Origin of the sequence: Pseudomonas sp. AK181 (assembly GCF_051122975.1) — a bacterium.
GTDB classification, from domain to species: domain Bacteria; phylum Pseudomonadota; class Gammaproteobacteria; order Pseudomonadales; family Pseudomonadaceae; genus Aquipseudomonas; species Aquipseudomonas lactis.
In genome coordinates, this window is record NZ_CP146348.1 from 2660856 (window position 1) to 2680902 (window position 20047).

The window sequence follows — 20047 nt, forward strand, 5'->3', positions numbered from 1 at the left end:
AATTCCACCAAAGCCCGTAAACCCGACAGTACCGTGGACGCCTGGGCAATTTTGTTCCTGATTATCCTGGTGGTCGGAACCGCGGTGTTCTGGGTCAGCCACCAGTAAAAGCAGCACGTGGATTGAGCCTCGATTGAATATCTAATTGCCACTATCATGGCGATCAATATTCAAGGTTCAGGCAACCATGTTGAAGGTTCTGATGGCGTGTGTGTGGTTGCTGGGGTCGGCGTACGGGGCAATCGCCCAGGCTGCGTCGGTGGTGTTTCTCAACCCTGGCCGGTCTTCGGAAACCTTTTGGGTCAGTTACGCGCAGTTCATGCAGGCCGGCGCCAAGGACCTCGGCCTGGATTTGCGTGTGCGCTATTCCGAGCGCGACAACCAAGTCACCTTGGCCCATGCGCGAGAGGCGCTGCAGGGTATTGAACGGCCCGATTACCTGGTGCTGGTCAATGAACAGTATGTCGGCCCGCAAATCATGCGCATGGCCCAGGGCAGCGGGGTGAAGTTACTGATCGTCAGCAGCGCGCTGACGCCCGATCAGGTGCAACTACTGGACGCCTACAACAACACCGGTTTGATCGGCACGATGGTTGCCGACGACGAGCAGGCGGGCTACCTGATGCTCACCGACTTGTTGCGCCAGCACGGGCCGGTCGCCCCAGGTGCAACCCTTGACCTGCTGGCGTTTTCCGGCGCCAAGACCACGCCGGTCGCGCAACTGCGAGTACAGGGCATGCAGCGTGCCCTGGCCGAGCACCCCGAAGTGCGCCTGCGCCAGTTGGTGTACGGTGAGTGGAGCCGCCAGCGCGCATTCGAGCAGGCCAGCCAGCTGTTCAAGCGCTATCCGCAGACCGCACTGGTGTGGTCTGCCAATGATGAGATGGCACTGGGTGCCATGCAGGCCCTGCAAGACAGTGGTCGAGTACCCGGCAAAGACGTGTTGTTCAGTGCCGCCAACAGCTCACCGCAGATTCTCGCGGCGCGCCTTGATGGACGCCTGAGTACCTTGGTGGCGGGGCATTTCACCCTGGGTGGCTGGGCGATGGTGTTGATTCATGATGAGGCCAAGGGGGTCGATATCGGCGCCCGTGGCGGTCGCAATCGCCAGGAAGCGTTGTTCCAGTTGATCGACGCCGCCCAGGCACGGCGGCTATCGGGCCCGCTGCCATTGGTGGATTTTCGCGCACTGTCAGCGGTGGGCAAGCCCGCGTCCTACCGTTACCCGTTCAGCCTGCACCTGTTGCTGCGTTAAACCCCGGCCAGGTGCAGCACCAGCTTGACGATGCCAAACAGGGTCAAGGCAAACATCGCCGTGAACAGGATGCCCAGCAGCACAAAGTGGCTGGGCTTGCCGTGGGTGAAGTCACGCGTGCGGTTCTTGCCGCTCTGCACGCCAAAGGCTGCCGCCATGACGCTGTGCAGCATTTGCCAGAAGGTCGGCGGTTTGTTGTCGATGGGGTCGTCCATAAGTCCCTCGCGAGTCGGGTCGTCCCACAGAGCATAGCCAACCCCGGCAGCTGTCACACCTCCAGGCCCAGGAACAGTTTCTGATCCAGCGGCGCCGCGACCAACGCCTTCTCCAGATTGATCACCGCACGGTTATTCGCCCTGGCCTGTTCAATCAGCTCCTTGCGCGTGTAGCGCCGTTCGGCTTTGGTCTTCAGGTGGCCGAAGGCCGGTGTTGCGGCCGGCGTCTCCACGCTTGGGTAATGGAAATGGGCATACCACAGGTCTGCCTCCTCGGGCTTGATGCCAGGCTTGATTTTACTTTTTTCGCGAATGGCATATTCGGTGAGGTAGTCGCCGGCCTTCAATGGCACACGTTTTTTGACCAGGTTGATGTCGACAAAACCGTGGGTCCACAGATAGTCGACCTTCGACGCGCTGGGGCGCTGCAGCAGGTAACCTTCGCTGCACACTTGGCGAGCCCGTTGCGTTGCTGCCAGGGCTTCTTCAAGGAAGCCGTTCCTGGCGTCAATGGCGGGCGCATCGCTGGCCTGCCTGAGTTCTTCGGCAAGCGCCGAAAATTTTGCGGCGTGCTGGCTTAACATCACATCCCAATCTTGGGGCTCGACCTCTTCGCGTTGGATCGGGTCCTGGAGTTTGCGCTGTTGGTAGCGAATGCTTGCATCGATGCCCGCTCGCTCGGCTTTGATGGCTTGGCCATGGGCCTTGATCGTCTTCAGTGAGCGAACGGCGGGCGAGGGTGCCTTAGGCACTTGCACGGCGGGTTCGACGATGTTCCAGACGCCCTCGCCGGGGTGCTCGTGGTAAGTGGCGACGACGCTTCCGGTGAGCGGATCCTTGATATCAACATAGTTGCCCGGCGCGTTGGAGTCCTCTGCGCGCAGATCACCCACCAGGCTCTTTCTGTCGGCAGTCTTGATCACTCGTCGGTTGGCAGGTTTTTGTCGCCTGGCTTTTTCGCGTACGGGCTTGGGGGCGAGCTGTTCTTCCACCAGGATCAAGTTGGCCAGTTGTGCTTCAGCGCTTGCGCGCGCTTCGCCGAGCTCTTTCAAGTAAGGCTCTCGGTATTGCTCTCGCAGCAACGCAGAGTCCATATCTTTGAGGGTGTTAACCGCGTTTTCCAGCCGCTCGTACTGTTGGATTACATCCTTGAGCACATCGATTTGCTCGGCAGTTGAGTACCCGCTAGTGGTGCTTATTTCTGTGTGCGAGAGGATGCGGGCATTGGTTTTGCGATCCGTGAGCGTTTCCAGAAACGGACGCTGCGCAGGTTGATCGGCGTCCAGCGCGCGATTGAGGATCAACTCGACATACGCCAACAGCAGGTGTTGTTTGATTACAACTGGGGAAACGGTGCGATCCGGAGGGATTTTTGCGATCAGCTCTGTGTGCAGCGCCCTGGGCACTCGTTGCAACGTGGCTTGGATTTGCTCTGCCAGCCCCCACATTTCTTTCAGCGCTTGCAGCCGCTGCGTCGCGGTGCTGATGAATTCGTCGTAGGCGAGAGTAATGTCGTGGGGCAATTCCCGGTCGATACGGCGTAGCAGTTCACTGATGTTTTCGCCGCGCAGGGACTCCAGACCGAACGAGATTTTTTGATGCAGGTTTGCGTACGACAACATCAGGTGGCTGTAAAAGTTGCGGGTCGCGTTATCCCGTGCACGCTTGTATTGCACCTCGACCCGGTCCAGCGCCATCGCTTCAATGGCTTTGGCTTCGGTCTTTTGCAGCAATTGGACATACGCCTGGGTGTTTTCCCGATAATTGTCGACTGCAATGTTCCATTCGGTGTTGGCGCGCAACATCGCGCGCTGCCGTTGTGCATGGCGTTCGGCGATTTTGGGGCGAAGGGCGGGCAACAGTTCGGGGTTGTTGAGTCGTTGCCAGTCCTCCCTGAGGGCACGCTTGGCTTCAGTCAGGCGAGTGCTTGCATTGTTCACCGCATCGTTGAGCGTCTGTGCCTGGGGCACCAATAAATTGGTTTCGACGCTCAGCACTTCCAGTTCTGAGGCCAACGCTTCCAATCGGTCCTGACGGCTTCCCTGCCATGCGCTCAACCGATCTCTTGGCATTCCCCCTTCGAGCCTGGCATGCAAGTCCAGGCGCCAATGCCCTTGGCCATCGCTGATCAGCCTGAAACCCGGACGCTGTGGGTGTTGCGGATGCACCAGATACACCTCGCCAAACCCCGGCACCACGCTCACCTGGAACAGCAACCCGCCGACGCTGGCGTGCCAGGTGCCATCAATGCGGTAAAGCCCCTTGAGCGCACCGCTTGGCTGCGGCGCGGGTAAGGTTTCTGGCCAGGGCACATGCACCTCGAGCAACGCCTTGAGTAACGTGGCGCCGGCCATCGGGCTGGCGAGTGAACGGCTGAAGTCCAGGGCGGTGTGGCCGCTGGCCGGAGGCTCGCCAGGCAGTGCCACCGTGCCGTGGCGCACCACTGCCGCACGCTGGGAAGGGGGCAGGCCGGCAGAACGTCGCCAGGTTTCCAGATGCAGGGCGTGGTCCCGCGCGGTGGGCTCTGCCAGTGGCCGTGCCTCGGGCGAGGCGGCGTGCAACAGCACCATTGCGGTGTTGAGCAGCAAGTCAATCAAGGCCAGTTCGCGGGTGGTCGGGTCCTCACTGTCCAAGCCCGCCAGGTCCTGCGCCAGGCTGCCGACCAGTACCATGAACCATCCCACCAGCATCGCCGGCCCGCGTACCAGCGGCAGCAGCAGGGTATTGAACAGCAACCAGGCGCCTTGCATCACAATGGCCCAGCGGCTTTCGCTGTTGGACACCGAGCCGCTGTCCGCCAAGTCCACCAGCGCCCGCGCCGTGCTGCCGAACAGGTGGTTGAGCAGTTGCCCGTTGACCTGCGATTGCAGCCATTCCCCTGCGCCCTCATCGACGGCCAGGGTGGCGGGCTCGGGCTTTTCCGGCACGCTGAACTCATCGCCAGGCAGGAAACGAATCAGGTGAGGTGCGCGGATACCACCGTGATCGTAGATCGGGCGGGCCTTGTCGCTCAGCCAGGTCAACACGCTGTCTTGCAACGGGCCGGGGCTGGCGAGGGCGTCCAGCAGCGCCTGGCGGGTGGGGTACTCATGCAGCGCGTCGGGGTACAGCGGCTGATACAGCAGGTGCGGGCCGATGCTGGCATCGCGCGGTTCGATGATAAACGCGTTGCTGACTTCATCCGGTGTGGCCCCGGGCTTGCGGCAGAGGGCCAGTGGGCGCAGGACAATTTCCTGGCCGTCAACGAAACGATCCGACGGGGTTTCACCCATCAATGCCTTCACATAGCGATAGCCTGCAATGCTCACGCCGTGTAGCCGGCGGATCTTGTATTCCAGCGCCTGCATCGGCAACTTGACCTTCAGCTCACGGGTAAACAGCGTTTCACGCCGGCGCGCATCGGTGCTGTCGGACAACAGCGTGTCCTTGATTTTCTGCGGATAGGCCGTGCCGATATCCACGCGCTGGATCAACCCCGACGCCCCCAGCAGGTAGCGCTCTGTGAGCCAGGACGGCAAAGCCTGGGCACCTTTGGCGAGGATTTTCAGGGTGCCGCTGGGTTTGCCGGCCAGGTTCTTGACCGCCAGCTCGGTCAGCGACAGGCGCACATGCTCGACAATACCGGCCCCGCCTGGGTAGCCAGCGGCCACGGTAAAGTCCAGCACTACCTCGTCGGGGTCGCAGTCGCCATGATCGGTCTGCATCTGTTTACGCAAGGCCGCGCGGCTGAAGCTGTGAAGGTCTTCAATGCCTTGGTTGAACGAGTGTCCCTGGTTGTGCTGCAGCACCTGAGCCATGTCTTGCAGGTGGCGGTGGTAGGCAAAACGGTCGGTGCTGTCGGCCTGGCTGAGCCAGCCCGGCAATTGCTCGCTGACCTTTTGCAGGCGCGCGGCGGCGGGGCTGGGCATCTGGGTAAAGACAATCGCTGGGTCGGTGAGGGTTTCCAGGCGCCGCCCCAGGGCGATTTCATCGTGTCCCTGAAAACTCACGGTGGCGAGGTCTTCCAATTGTTGGTTGAGGATCAGGCCGGCTTGTTGTTCGAAGACGTTGCCGTTCGGTTCGTTGCGCCGCCAGCTCAGGCTGTCGAACGTAAAGCGCGCTTGCATCCGTGTGGCCCATGCCTGGCTGAAAGCCTCGATGGAATCGAAGGCCTCGATGTTCCCGGCCACGCTGTACAGCAGCACCTGTTTACCGCGCACCAACAGCAGGTCGGGTGTCAGCAGGAGCGCTTCTTGGCCGGCGCGGTTGAAGGTGTTTTCGATGAAGTACACATAGGTGGCCGGCGTGGAGCGCGGCAGGCGCTCTGCCAACACCGGCCAGGCGGCGACGACCGCCAGCATGTCGCGCTGGGTTTCATCCAGGCGCGACGCACGCGCGGCGGCGGCGGTCATCTGACCGTTGAGAAAGTCGCTCAGCCATTGCCAGCGGCTGCGGCCATGGCTGTCGACTTCGCTCCAGTAGTCCGCCAGGTCATGCTGCCAGTGCAGGTACAGCGACTCGGGCAACTCATCGAGCAGGCGCGCGACCACCTGCATGTCGATGCGGGCCGGCGCCTCTGGCTTGAGTATCTTCGGCGCTTGCTGGGTCAGGTAGTACGCCAGCTCCCGGTGGGGGTGCAGGTCCAGCGTCTGTGGGTTCAACACTTGCGCAATCGCAATCTCCATCAACGAGGGGTAGGTGTAGTGACCCTCTGGATGTGGGGTGGCCAGCTTGACCGCGGCCAAGTTCAGTTTCAGTGTCGGGTACTGTTCCAGAAGGCGCCGACGCAATGCATTGAACACCACCGAATACAAGGCCGGGCGCGAGGCGAAACGGGCGTGGACCGCTTGGGCAGGCAATTGCTCGAAGGCGGTTGCGGAGGGTGGAGCGGGGTTGGGCATGACGAAATCCTTTGTCTGGTTGAATCCGAGGAGGGTTGGCGCGGCGCTACAGGCCGCCCAGCCATAGCAAATCGAATTTCGTCATCACACTGACGGTATAGGGATACCGCCGACGGCGCTTGAGTCGCCGAGCGCCACATATGCACCGCTTGGCGCCACAGCCAGCGTGGTGTGCTGGCACTCCATTTCAAAGGAGTGACACGATGGCCGATGTAACCCAACCTTCCACGCCTGCCGCAACGCAGAGCCTGCATGGCGACTTCCTCGAACGCGCCAGCCCCTCCTGGCTGATCGAGGCCACACCTGCACGCAAGCAAGCGCTCAAGGCCGCAGCCACGCCGCAGCCTGCCTGGCTTGAAAAAGCCTCGCCCGTGCAACGCAAAGCGTTGGCGGCCAGCTTCCTGGCGAGCTTTACCGCACAGACTCAGCTGGACAAAACCATGGCCAGCTTCCAGGACATTGACGCCTTCGCCAGGCCCTTGCTGCTCAAGGCGTTGAAGGACCAATACCAGGTGGAGGTGGACGTCGATAAAACCTTGCTGTGCCTGCGCCGACCGCTGGCGGTGGGAATTCTCGAAGTCGAGGTGTCGGACTTCCAGTTCCTGAAGCTGTCGATGCTGGAGGCGGCCCTGCACAACTTCGAAGCTTATGAGTGCAAGGAAGGGGCGTACCACAAGACCTCGGGGTTCATGGAGGCGACCAGCACCCCCGGCACCTACCATTCGGTGACGCTCAACCTCAAGGTCAGCCAGTTCCTCAGCCTGTGCCGCAGCCTGGACATCGGCGCCAAATACCAAGCGTATCTGCAGTCGTTTTTTAACCCGCAGGAGGGCGCCGCACAGGTCACCCTGCGTGAGCACTTCATTGCCAGCCAGAAGGCTGCATTGAAGGCCGCCGCCGAGCAGGCGGTGTTGACCGGGGATATCCAGCCCGCCGACCAGCGCATGATCCTCTCGGTGATCGAGGGCGAAATTCACCCGTGGATGGGCGACAAGCAAGTGTGGTTCAGGACCCTGGGCCTGATGAAGCTCAGGATGACCGGCTGCATGGTGTTCTTGATCTGCAAGAAATACACCTACCCCAATGAGCTGATCATTTACATTCCCCAGGACCCGGTGCATCCGCTCAAGCGCTATACCTGGGCGCAAATGGAAAAAGAGTTCAAGCGTCTGTTTACCGAGCGCGACGCCGCCAAGCGCGCCGACCCTGCCCCGACGCCGTACCAGGCGTTCTTCAGTCGGTTCGTGCCCTATGCAAAGCGGGCTTACTACTTCAGCCAGTTCACCCAGAAGGCCGCCGACTCCCCGACGGACATCTGGCGTTCGCCATGGAAGAAACTCCTGGACTTCACCACGCCGCAGTTCATCACGGGCATCAAGGAGTTGCCACCCCAAGCGCCTGCCAAACTGGAACCCAACAACGACCCCTATCTGGCGCCGTCTACACGTACCCGAGCCGGCAAGGGTATCTGGGCGGCGAACATCGACCCCTGGAAGTATTTCTATGAGCAACACCGCGAACAGTTGATCGCCGACGCCCGCGCCCACGCGGTACCCACCGCTGAGGTGGATGCCAAGGCGCGTGACGCCAAGCTCGCACACCTGCTGGAGATCGGCATGCTTGGGCTGAACATCGCCTCGATGTTCGTGCCGGTACTCGGCGAGGTGATGATGGGGGTGATGGCCGGACAGTTGCTCTATGAGACGCTGGAAGGCGCGGTAGAGTGGGGCGAAGGGGATTTGCAAGCGGCCAAGGCGCACTTGGTTGACGTCGCCGAGAACCTCGCGCAGATCGCGATCATGGCCGGCGTGGGCGCTGCGGTCAGTTGGCGGGCAGCCAAGGCGGAGCCTGTGATCGAAAAACTCAATGAGGTGACGCTGCCCGACGGTCGAACCCGGCTGTGGCGAGCCAGTCTGGACCGTTATGCCAGCCCGGTGGTGCTGGAGAACACGCTGAGTCCCAATGCCCTGGGCCAATATGTGAAAGACGGCAAGACCTATGTCCGCCTCGGCGCCCAGGCTTACGAGCAGACCTACGACACGTCGCTGCGCAAATGGCGGATCAAACACCCCAGCGATCCCCAGGCTTACCAGCCGATCCTTGAACATAACGGCCATGGGGCCTGGCAACACACTTTGGAGCGCCCGCTGGAATGGGATCGCCTCACGCTGTTACGGCGTATCGGGTATGCCACCGAAGGCTTCACTGACGAGGCGTTGCTCACGCTGGCGGATATCAGCGGTGTCAGCGACAACACCCTGCGCAAGGTGCACGTTGAGCGCACGGTCGCGCCGCCCGAGCTGTTGGAAGCGATGCGCTTGTTCAAGGCGGACACCGCCGCTACCGCCGTGATCGAGCAACTGGAGGGCACCCAACCCATTGATGAGCTGTACCTGTATGCACTGCCCTTGATTGTGGAAATGCCCAGGTGGCCCCAGGGTCGGGCGCTGGAAATCATCGACGGCCCGGCGTTGACGGCCAAGCCGGTCAAGTATGGCGCCGGGCGTTCGCGCATTGGCGCGACCATCAAGGTCAGCCGTGAGCATATCCTGGGCGGCGAGTTGCCTGAGCGTATCCTGCAGGCCCTGGATGAGTCCGAGCGTGTGAAACTGCTCGGCGCCGAGGCGGCGCGGGTGAGCGAGGCGCGCACGCTGGAATTCAGCAAGCAGCTGGCCGACTATGCTCGCCAGCGCAAACCGGCGATTTTTGACAGTATCTACACCGGCACCGAAGCGGTGGACCCGCGTGTGCGCCGGCTGCAGCGTAATTGCCCCGGGCTCAGTGAAGCGGCGGCGCACGCCGTGCTCGAACACGCCCAGGCTGATGAGCTGGCAGCGTTCGACAGCGCAACGCGCGTGCCCTTGAACATGCTGGAGGAGGCGCGCTGGTACGCCCGCCAAGGGCGCCTGGTGCGCGCCTATGCCGGGCTGCGCCGCGAAGCCATTGCCACGGCGGACACGCGCCGGCTGGCGCTGCATACCCTGCAGACATTGCCGGGCTGGCCCTCGACGCTAAGCCTGCAAGTGCGTGATGGTCGTGTCGACGGTGCGTTGCTCGACAGCATCGGGCCTGAGACTGCGAGCGAGAAAAAGTACCTGGTCAAACAGGGGCCTGCCTACCAAGCCTTCGATGAGCGCGGCGAAGCCCTCAATAGCCTGCCCAGCCATGGCGATAATTTTTTTGCCTCGCTGATGCATGCCTTGCCTGATGATGCGCGCCAGAGTCTGGGAGTGCCGCAGGTGAGCCAGCACGCTGCGCTGCAGGCAAAAATCATCGAACAGGCCGATGCCTATCGCATGCAAGCCGTAGAGTGGCTGGAACCCAAGACCCGCTGGTTCAAGCCCCCGGTGCGCGTCAACGGCGTACTCAAGGGCTATTACGCCAGTGGGCGCGTGCCGGACCATCGCCAAGCGGTTATCCGCGAAGTACGCAAGATCTACCCGGATTTGACCGACGCCCAAGTCGATGACTTTATCCTTGAGCTGCGGCAGGCGGGCAACGACGTCCGGGCGATTGCCGCTCGACTCAGGGCGTTGTTTGAAGAAAACCGCCAGATGCAGGCAGTGCTGGATGACTGGATCAGTCGCGCAGCGCCGGCCGACCGCCATTACCACCTGTTGGCCGCCCAGGCCCTCAAGCGCAGTTGGCGCCAGGCCGCGCTGGCCGGCAAGGTGCCCGGCGCCGAGGTCTTGTCGCTGAACCTGGATACCCCGCTGCCGCCCCTGACCGCGAACTTTTCCCATGTGCGCGAGTTGAACGTCAGCGGTGCCGCCTTGCATGACGGCAATATCGACGAGTTTCTGCGCTATTTTCCCAGGCTTGAAAGCCTGTCCATCGAAGCCAACCAGGGCTTGCGCGCTGAGCGCGTGCCACGTCCGTTGTTGACCAACGTGCCGGTCTCGCTGGCGCGCCTGCAAGGGCTCAAGCATTTGAGGCTGACGTTAAGGGCATCTGAGCTGGCGGAGCAATTTCCCGCCAGGCTGGCAACATTGACCGGCCTTGAGCGCTTGGAGATCGGCTACTTCGGCTATCAGAGCGCGCGCCTCGACAGCCTGGACCTTACACCGCTGAACCAGCTCAAAACGTTGAAAGTCGTTGCGCCCAATGTGACGTTGCAATGGCCGGCTTATGTCCAGCAACTGGCGCTGCTGGAGCGCCTGGACCTGGCGCAAACCAAAGTCCTCAAACTCCCGGACAGCCTCTACACCGGGTATGAGCGGCTGTGGCGCGGGCTGTCGCTGGACTGGTCGCAATTGAGCTATGAAGCGTTCAAACCGGCCTACGAACACGTCAAGAATTATGCCGGCACCTCGGGTCCGCACCTGGTGAATCTGGATGAAATGGTCAGAGATTTCGCCCAGGGAGAACTGGCGTTGCTGATGGGCGAAACGACGGTCGCCGAGCGAGTGACCAACGCGCTCATGAGCACCTGGAAGACCCCGCAAACACGCATGAATGCGCTCCAGGCGCTGCGCGAAGAACACCTGGGTATCTTTAAACAGTTTTATCAGCCGTCCACGCTGCTGGGTATCAGGCACAAGTTTCGGGTAGCGCGCTGGGAGGCGGGGTATAACGCGCGCATCCTGACGGCGCTTGAGAAAAGTTGGAGCTGGGCCGTGCGTAAGCGCTACGGAGTCAGGCTCGACGATGAGCTCAGCGGGCAGGTCGATACGTTTGATGGTTCGGTGTTCGAGCTGCCGGCCTTTGACCTGCCCACCGCTGCCGAATTGAGCAGCGAGAAAATTGACGAGTTGCCGGTGTTGCCAGCCGGTACTTTTTCCCATGTGAAAACCCTGAAGCTGAGCTGGCTCGAGGATGTACCCGCCGACCAGCTCAAAGGCTTCGTCCACGCGTTTGGCGGCGTAGAGCAACTGGAAGTGCGTTACAGCCACCTCAGCGACGTGCCTGTCGCCACCGACGTGCTGCCCTCTCTGACCCACCTGAACCTGTCCGATAACCATATCGTGGTGACCCCAGCGGTGCAGGCTCAATTTGATCGGATGAAGAATCTGCAAGTGTTGAACCGGCAGTACAACCGGCTGGAGCGTTTGAATGTCGGCGCGATGACGAAACTGACGGCCTTGAATCTGCGCGAAGCGCGGTTGCAGGCATGGCCGACCGGTGCCGAAAAGCTCACGCAGTTAGCCAGCCTGGATATACGCGGCAATGCGTTGACGAGTGTTGCCCCAGAAGCCCTCGACCACCCGGATATGCTGCTGCGTACTGAACTGGCGGGTAACCCGCTGAGCACGCAAGGCGAGGCGGCATTGACGGCGGCGCGCAACCGCATCGAGCGCCAGCGTGGGCTGCCTGAGGGGGCGTTGAGCCGTTTTGCCCTGGCTCAAGAGCACTGGCCATTTCCGCCCACGGAGACGGCCGCGTCGTTGTCACGGTATTTATTGCCTTGGCAGGAGCTACCTGAAGACCCTGGGGACCCCCTGAGTTTCGTCGTGCGCTTGCGCCGTATGAATGCCTTGTTGAACGATGAGCAAGGGGCGGCAAGGATCGCGCAGTTGCGCCAAGCCGGCATGAGTGACGCGCAACTCGATACGCTGCTCAGTCAATGGCAGCAGACCTTTGAAGCACTCACGCGAACCTTGAACGGCTGGGTATTCAGTCGGGACATACGGATTGCCGATGGCGACACTGTCGCGTTCACCCGTACGCGAGCGGCAGAGTCTATCCGCTTTTCCTGGCAGCAAGGCGTGACGGCGGGACGCACCGGGGAGGTGGGGGACACATTGAGCCTGAGGGCGCTGAGGACCGGCGATCTGCCCGCGCTGAACATGGCTTTTGACCATATCCGCACGCTCGATTTAACCGGCGTCCGGCTGACGGCCCAAGGCAGTAACGAATTTCTGGGTGCCTTTACGCGGGCAAACCGCCTGGTACTCAGCGGTAACCAACTGTCAGCACTGCCTGATGCGGTTGCAGGCATGACGCAACTTGAACGGCTGGAACTGGCCACCAACCTGTTCACAGATGCACCCGCTCTGCCCACCCTGGCGGGCGCTGAGCGCTTGCGCTGGCTGGACATGAGCCACAACGACTTGGAAGCCTTCGATGCCAGCGCGTTCAGCCGCCTTGAGACGCTGGACCTCAGCTACAACAGCCTGTCGGCCTGGCCTGAAGGGGTGTTGGTCGCCCCGCACCTGACCCGCTTGGACCTGAGCGGCAATGTGTTAACCAGCTTGCCGCCCGGCCTGCTCAGTGGCGCCCATGATGCGTTGGTGGCAGGCACTGACTTGTCGGGTAACCACACCTTGACGCTTGATACCCGGGAAGAACTGTACCAGTACGCCAAAATGCACCAACTGACCAGGTTGATGGGGTTTCACCGCGTAGAGCTTGATGCCTGGCACCAACGCTTCGACGCCGGTTCCGACAGTGATTCGGACTCCGGTTCCGGCCCCGATTCCGATGATGACTCAGACGGCGACTCCGGTGGCGATCTGGGCGCTGCCGTCGAGCCCGTGGAGGCGGTGCCCGAGCTGCAGCGCACGGTGGCCAATGCGTCGCTGGAGCCTTGGCTGGAGGGTTCCAATCCTGCGCAGATAACGCGGCGCACGGCGCTGTGGGAGCAACTGGCGCAAGCCCCTGACCACGACCGGTTTTTCTGGTTGATGTCGAGCCTGCGCCTGACCTCGGAGTTCGACTTCAACCGCGCCAGCCTCACGCAGCGCGTGTGGGATGTGATCGAGGCCGCCACCACAAATGCCGAGTTGCGCAGCCTGTTGTTCGTCGAGGCTGAAACCCACGGCACCTGTATTGACGGGCGTATCCTCACCTTCAGTCAGATGGAGGTGCGGGTATTCGAGTACCGAGCCCTGCACGGCATCCCGCTGCAAAGGCCTGATCTTCGAGGGCGAGCGCTGCTGGATTTATCGCGGCAGTTGTTCCGGCTCGACCGGGTCGATCAACTGGCCGAGGCGTCGGCCACAGGCCTGGACCGGGCCGAGGAGCGCCTGAGGTATCGCATCGGCTTGACCCGTGGCTGGCCCGACGGTTTGGAACTGCCGGGACAACCGGAGTACATGGCCTATGGCCGCCCGATCGAGGGCACACGGCGCGCGCAGATCCAGGCCAGCATCCTCGCCCAGGAAGGCTCCGATGAGTTCATCGAGTACCTGGTGGCCCAGGATCATTGGGCTCGGTACCTGCAAGAGCGCTACCCCGAACAGTTCGATGCGCTGAACAAGGAGCTTGCGCAGAAGTACGAGGCGCTGGAGGACGAGCACGCCGAGCGCGCCGATGCCCAGAGCCTGCGCCGCTACGAAGAAGCGCTGAATCAGCTGGAGGTGGAGCGGGCAACCGCGCGTAACTTGAAGTTGATGCAGCTGTCGCGCATGGAGATACAACGCCTGGCCAGCATCCGCTGAGAACTAATGTGGGCTTGTGTGGCGAGGGAGCTTGCTCCCGCTCGGGTGCGTAGCGCCCGCTAGTTTTTTGGGGCTGCTTCGCAGCCCAGCGGGAGCAAGCTCCCTCGCCACAGTGCTGGCAGCCATTGCAGTGAGGGGTCAGTTGTCGTAACCCAGGTTCGGCGCCAGCCAGCGTTCGGTCACGGCCAGGTCCTGGCCCTTGCGTGCGGTGTAGCTGGTGACCTGGTCCTTGTCGACCTTGCCCACGGCAAAGTACTGCGCCTGCGGGTGGGCAAAGTACCAGCCACTGACCGCCGCCGCCGGGAACATCGCATAGTGCTCGGTAAGGAACACACCACTACGGCCCGCCTGCATTTCGCGGGCTTCGGGGTCGAGCAGTTGGAACAACTGGGCTTTCTCGGTGTGATCTGGGCACGCCGGGTAGCCGGGGGCAGGGCGGATGCCGCTGTATTGCTCCTTGATCAGCGCCTCGTTGTCCAGTTGTTCATCCTTGGCGTAGCCCCAGTGCTCTTTACGCACCTGCTGGTGCAGCCATTCGGCGCAGGCTTCGGCCAGGCGGTCGGCCAGGGCCTTGACCATGATCGAGTTGTAATCGTCGCCCGCGTCCTGATAGGCCTTGGCGACTTCCTCGGCGCCGATGCCGGCGGTGGTGATAAAGCCACCGATGTAGTCGGTCACGCCGCTGTCTTTGGGCGCGACGAAGTCAGCCAGGGAGAAGTTCGGCTTGCCGTCGGTCTTGATGATCTGCTGGCGCAGGTGATGCAACCGGGCAATCGGCTGGCCGTCGTCGCCGTAGACTTCCAGGTCATCGTCCTGCACCTGGTTGGTCGGCCAGAAACCGAACACGGCGCGGGCGCTGATGAGCTTTTCGTCGATCAGCTTCTTGAGCATGGCCCGGGCGTCTTCGTACAGCGCGGTGGCGGCTTCACCCACCACTTCGTCGGTGAGGATGCGCGGGAATTTGCCGGCCAGGTCCCAGGAGATAAAGAACGGTGTCCAGTCGATGTACTCGGCCAACACGTTGAGGTCGATATTGTCCAGCACCTTGGCGCCGGTAAAGGTCGGCACCACCGGCGTGTAGCCGCTCCAGTCAAACTGCGGCTTCTTGGCGATGGCGGCCGCGTAGCTCAGGCGCTCGGTACGCGCACTGCGGTTGGAGGTGCGCTCACGCACGTCGATGTATTCCAGGCGGGTTTTCTCGACGAAACCGGCCTTCAGCTCCTTGGACAGCAATTGCGTGGCCACGCCCACGGCGCGGGAGGCGTCAGTGACGTAGATCACCGCGTCATTGCTGTACTTGGGCTCGATCTTCACCGCCGTGTGCGCCTTGGAGGTGGTGGCGCCACCGATCATCAGCGGCAGGTGGAAATCCTGGCGCTGCATCTCGCGGGCCACGTGCACCATTTCGTCCAGGGACGGCGTGATCAGGCCGGACAGGCCAATGATGTCGCATTTCTGCTCCTTGGCCACCTGTAGGATCTTCTCCGCCGGCACCATCACGCCCAGGTCGACGATGTCATAGCCGTTGCAACCGAGCACCACGCCGACAATGTTCTTGCCGATGTCATGCACGTCACCCTTGACCGTGGCCATGAGGATCTTACCCTTGGCTTCGGGCTTGTCGCCTTTTTCCAACTCGATGAACGGGATCAAGTGCGCCACCGCCTGCTTCATCACCCGGGCGGATTTCACCACCTGGGGCAGGAACATTTTGCCGGCGCCAAACAGGTCGCCGACGATGTTCATGCCCGACATCAGCGGGCCTTCGATCACTTCGATCGGGCGCGCAAACGACAGGCGCGATTCCTCGGTGTCTTCGACAATGTGCGTGGTAATGCCCTTGACCAGCGCATGTTCCAGGCGCTTGTTGACCTCCCAGCCACGCCATTCCTCGGTTTCGGCTTCCTTGACGCTGCCGTCGCCCTTGTACTTGTCGGCAATCGCCAGCAGGGCGTCGGTGCCGTCCGGTGTGCGGTTGAGTACCACGTCTTCGACGGCGTCACGCAGCTCGGCGGGGATCTGGTCGTAGATCTCCAACTGGCCGGCGTTGACGATGCCCATGGTCAGGCCCGCGCGGATCGCATGCAGCAGGAACACCGAGTGGATCGCCTCGCGCACCGGGTTGTTGCCACGGAACGAGAACGACACGTTGGACACACCGCCGGAGGTCAGCGCGTACGGCAGCTCGTCACGGATATAGGCACAGGCGTTGATGAAGTCGACGGCGTAGTTGTTGTGCTCTTCGATACCGGTGGCGACCGCGAAGATGTTCGGGTCGAAGATGATGTCTTCCGGTGGGAAGCCGACTTCATTGACCAGAATGTCGTAGGAGCGTTTGCAGATCTCTTTCTTGCGCGCTTCGGTGTCGGCCTGGCCGGCTTCGTCGAAGGCCATCACCACCACGGCCGCGCCATAGCGCTTGCACAGCTTGGCGTGGTGAATGAACTGCTCCACGCCTTCCTTCATGCTGATGGAGTTGACGATGCCCTTGCCCTGGATGCACTTGAGGCCGGCTTCGATCACTTCCCACTTGGAGGAGTCGATCATGATCGGTACGCGGGAGATGTCCGGCTCGCCGGCGATCAGATTGAGGAAGGTCACCATGGCCTTCTTCGAATCCAACATGCCCTCGTCCATGTTGATGTCGATCACCTGGGCGCCGGCTTCCACCTGCTGCAGGGCGACTTCCAGGGCTTCGGTGTAGTTGTCTTCACGGATCAGCCTGGCGAACTTGGCTGAACCGGTGATGTTGGTGCGCTCGCCGACGTTGACGAACAACGAACTGCGGTCGATGGTGAACGGCTCCAGGCCCGACAGGCGACAGGCCTTGGGAATATCCGGGATCGGGCGTGGCGCATAACCGGCCACGGCCTTGGCGATGGCTTCGATATGCCCAGGCGTGGTGCCGCAGCAACCGCCGACAATGTTCAGGAAGCCGCTTTGGGCAAACTCTTCAATGACCTTGGCGGTTTCTGACGGCAGTTCGTCGTACTCGCCGAATTCGTTGGGCAGGCCCGCGTTGGGGTGCGCCGACACATGGGTGTTGGCCTTGTTCGACAACTCTTCCAGGTAGGGGCGCAGTTCGCTGGCGCCGAGGGCACAGTTCAAGCCCACCGAGATCGGCTTGGCATGGGCCACGGAGTTCCAGAACGCTTCGGTGGTCTGGCCCGACAGGGTACGGCCGGAGGCGTCGGTGATGGTGCCGGAAATCATGATCGGCAGTTCGATACCCAGGGTTTCGAACACGCCTTGCACGGCGAAGATCGCGGCCTTGGCGTTGAGGGTGTCGAAGATGGTTTCGATCAGGATCAGGTCGGCGCCGCCTTCGATCAGGCCCTGGGTGGCCTCGGTGTAGTTTTCCACCAGTTCATCGAAGGTCACGTTGCGGTAGCCGGGGTTGTTCACGTCGGGCGACAGCGAACAGGTGCGGCTGGTGGGGCCCAGTACGCCGGCCACGAAACGCGGCTTGGCCGGGTTTTCGTGGGTCTTGGCGTCGGCGACTTTGCGCGCCAGGCGCGCGCCTTCCACGTTCAGTTCATAGGCCAGCTCTTCCATGCCGTAGTCGGCCATGGAGATGCGCGTGGCGTTGAAGGTGTTGGTTTCCAGAATGTCGGCGCCAGCGTCCAGGTAGGCCTTCTCGATGCCGCCAATCACGTCGGGGCGGGTGAGCACCAGCAGGTCGTTGTTGCCCTTGACGTCGCTCGGCCAATCGGCGAAGCGTTTGCCACGGTAGTCCTGCTCCTCGAGCTTATAGCTCTGGATCATCGTGCCCATGCCGCCGTCCAGGATCAGGATACGTTCCTTGAGGGCGTGGTGAAGGGCTTGCAGACGAACGCTTCGGTCGGACATGGGACTACTCTGGTCAGGCATTTCGGAGGGCGTGAATCATAACAAACCTGCGGGCTTTTGGAGCATGTAGAGCTTTTGCATGAATATCGCTCATGTTGCTGGGGGACATGGCCCGGTAGAATCACGCCACTTCAAACACCGCACGCCTTGAATCGGGACCGGATACATGTCACTTCGTTTAATCGTCAGCGCCGTCCTGGCCTTGATAGCCAGCAGCGCTCAGGCGGAAGGTCCCGCTTCGGCGATTTCCTACACCCGCGACATCCAACCGATCTTTACTGAAAAATGCGTGGCCTGCCATGCCTGCTATGACTCCGCCTGCCAGCTCAACCTGGGCAGTGCCGAAGGCGCAGCACGGGGGGCAAGCAAAATGCCGGTGTATGACGGCGAGCGCAGCCAGGCCACGCCCACCACCCGTTTGTTTTATGACGCCTTCGGTAAACAGGCGTGGCAGCAGAAGGGCTTCTATTCGGTACTGGACGCCCAGGGCAGCCAGGCTGCGTTGATGGCGCGCATGCTGGAGCTGGGGCACAACGCACCGCTGGCGCCCAATGCCAAACTGCCCGACAACATTGTGCTGGGGCTCAACCGAGACAACATGTGCGCGACGCCCAGTGAGTTCAGTGCCTATGCCGGCGCTCACCCCAAGGAAGGCATGCCGCTGGCCGTCACTGGCCTGACCGACCAGCAATACCAGACCCTGCAACGCTGGCTGGCCTCCGGCGCGCCGATTGACGAACAAGGCCTGGCACCGAGCGCCAGGGAAGCCTTGCAAGTACAGCAGTGGGAAAACCTGTTCAACCAGCCGGGCGCCCGGGAAAGCCTGGTGGCGCGCTGGCTGTTCGAGCATTTGTTCCTGGCGCATATTTATTTCGAGAACGGCGAGCCGGGGCATTACTTTCAGTGGGTGCGTTCGCGCACGCCCAGTGGCCAGCCGATTGACCTGATCGCCACGCGCCGCCCCAACGACGACCCAGGCACCCAGGTGTATTACCGCCTGTGGCCGGTGCAGGGTGTGATCGTGCATAAAACCCACATCACTTACCCCTTCAGCGCGGCGAAGATGGCGCGGATCAAGGCGCTGTTCTACGCCGGCAACTGGCAAGTAACGGCCTTGCCAGGCTATGGCCCTGGCAGCCGCGCCAACCCGTTCGCGACATTCGAAGCGATACCGGCCAAAGCGCGCTACCAATTCCTGCTCGATAACGCCGAGTACTTCGTGCGCACCTTCATTCGCGGGCCGGTGTGCCGTGGGCAGATCGCTACGGACGTGATCCGCGATAACTTCTGGACGCTGTTCCAGGACCCCGACCACGACCTGTACGTCACCGATGCGCGTTATCGCGGCCAGGCCACGCCGTTGCTGGCCATGCCCGGGCAGAATGACGACGTGGGCAGTGTGCTGAGCCTGTGGCTGGCCTATCGCGACAAGCGCAACCAGTACGAAGCCCTGCGCCGTGACAACTATGCAGACCTGCCGGCGCCGAGCTGGTCGACATTGTGGGCGGGCAATGACAACGCCTTGTTGAGCATTTTCCGCCATTTCGACAGCGCCTCGGTGACCAAGGGCCTGATTGGCGAGGTCCCGCAGACGATGTGGCTGTTCGACTACCCACTGCTGGAACGCACCTATTACCAGTTGGCGGTGAATTTCGATGTGTTCGGCAATGTCTCGCACCAGGCCCAGACCCGCCTGTATTTCGACCTGATCCGTAACGGCGCCGAGCAGAACTTCCTGCGTTTGATGCCAGCGGATACCCGCGAAGACTTCATGGACGACTGGTACCAGAACAGCGGCAAGCTCAAGCTGTGGCTGGACTACGAGGCGATTGACGATGACAAGGCCAGTGGTTTGCACCTGAGCGAGAAGGACCCCAAGCGTGACTTCGCCAACCAGTTGCTGACCCGCTACGGCCATTTGAACGCCAGCCCCGACCCGATCAACCGCTGCAGCGGCGCGTTTTGCTCGCGCGACGGCATAGACCCGGCCTTGCAGGATGCCGAGCAAGCGCTGAGCCGCCTGACCTCGCGCCCGGCGGCGGGGCTCAAGGTGATCGAGCAATTGCCCGAAGCCACCATGCTGCGCATCGAAACCGCCAGCGGCAAGCGTGAGGTCTACAGCCTGCTGCGCAACCGTGCCCACAGTAACGTGGCGTTCCTGCTGGGTGAGGCGTATCGCTATCAGCCGGGCCTGGACACGGTGACCATTTACCCTGGCGTGCTCAGCAGCTACCCGAACTTCATGTTCAATATTCCCGCCCGGCAAGTGCCTGAATTTGTCGCGCAAATGGAGCAGGCCAAGGACGCCAAGAGCTTCGAGAAAATCGTCGACCGCTGGGGTGTGCGTCGCAGTCACCCGCTGTTCTGGCAGTACTTCCACGACTTGTCGCGGTACATCCACGAAACCACACCGGTGGAAGAGGGCGTATTGGACATGAACCGCTATGAGAACCTATAACTACCGCTATT

6 protein-coding genes are annotated in these 20047 nt (G+C 61.8%); 3 read left to right on the forward strand and 3 right to left on the reverse strand.

From position 1 onward, the window contains the following. The first annotated feature begins 187 nt into the window (after nt 1-187). Entirely contained in the window at nt 188-1255 is a 1068-nt protein-coding gene (locus V8689_RS12525; protein ID WP_056784466.1) for an ABC transporter substrate-binding protein, read from the forward strand. On the opposite strand, the gene V8689_RS12530 is transcribed toward V8689_RS12525, so the two are convergent. Beyond that, complete coding sequence (locus V8689_RS12530; RefSeq protein WP_056784469.1) at nt 1252-1470, reverse strand: DUF2970 domain-containing protein; 219 nt, start codon at nt 1468-1470, stop codon at nt 1252-1254. The genes V8689_RS12525 and V8689_RS12530 overlap by 4 nt on opposite strands. Before the next feature lie 53 nt (nt 1471-1523). Further along, a complete protein-coding gene (locus V8689_RS12535; protein ID WP_056784471.1) occupies nt 1524-6350 on the reverse strand; it encodes a dermonecrotic toxin domain-containing protein in 4827 nt (1608 codons plus the stop codon). Between the two features lie 203 nt (nt 6351-6553). On the opposite strand from V8689_RS12535, the gene V8689_RS12540 reads away from it, so the two are divergent. Next, nucleotides 6554-13729 (forward strand): NEL-type E3 ubiquitin ligase domain-containing protein, encoded by a 7176-nt coding sequence (locus V8689_RS12540; protein WP_056784474.1) that lies wholly within the window; start codon nt 6554-6556, stop codon nt 13727-13729. Between the two features lie 138 nt (nt 13730-13867). On the opposite strand, the gene metH is transcribed toward V8689_RS12540, so the two are convergent. Continuing rightward, a complete protein-coding gene (gene metH, locus V8689_RS12545) occupies nt 13868-17578 on the reverse strand; it encodes a methionine synthase (RefSeq protein WP_056784477.1) in 3711 nt (1236 codons plus the stop codon). A gap of 166 nt (nt 17579-17744) precedes the next feature. Here metH and V8689_RS12550 point away from each other — a divergent pair, with 166 nt between their 5' ends. Then, nucleotides 17745-20036 carry a fatty acid cis/trans isomerase gene (locus tag V8689_RS12550; RefSeq protein WP_434520720.1) on the forward strand — a complete coding sequence of 764 codons (2292 nt, stop codon included), beginning with the start codon at nt 17745-17747 and terminating at the stop codon, nt 20034-20036. Nucleotides 20037-20047: the final 11 nt, after the last annotated feature.

Coding starts and splice junctions, on each gene's coding strand:
- V8689_RS12525 (WP_056784466.1), top strand. CDS start 188: ATGTTGAAGGTTCTGATGGCGTGTGTGTGGTTGCTGGGGTCGGCGTAC.
- V8689_RS12530 (WP_056784469.1), bottom strand. CDS start 1,470: ATGGACGACCCCATCGACAACAAACCGCCGACCTTCTGGCAAATGCTG.
- V8689_RS12535 (WP_056784471.1), bottom strand. CDS start 6,350: ATGCCCAACCCCGCTCCACCCTCCGCAACCGCCTTCGAGCAATTGCCT.
- V8689_RS12540 (WP_056784474.1), top strand. CDS start 6,554: ATGGCCGATGTAACCCAACCTTCCACGCCTGCCGCAACGCAGAGCCTG.
- metH (WP_056784477.1), bottom strand. CDS start 17,578: ATGTCCGACCGAAGCGTTCGTCTGCAAGCCCTTCACCACGCCCTCAAG.
- V8689_RS12550 (WP_434520720.1), top strand. CDS start 17,745: ATGTCACTTCGTTTAATCGTCAGCGCCGTCCTGGCCTTGATAGCCAGC.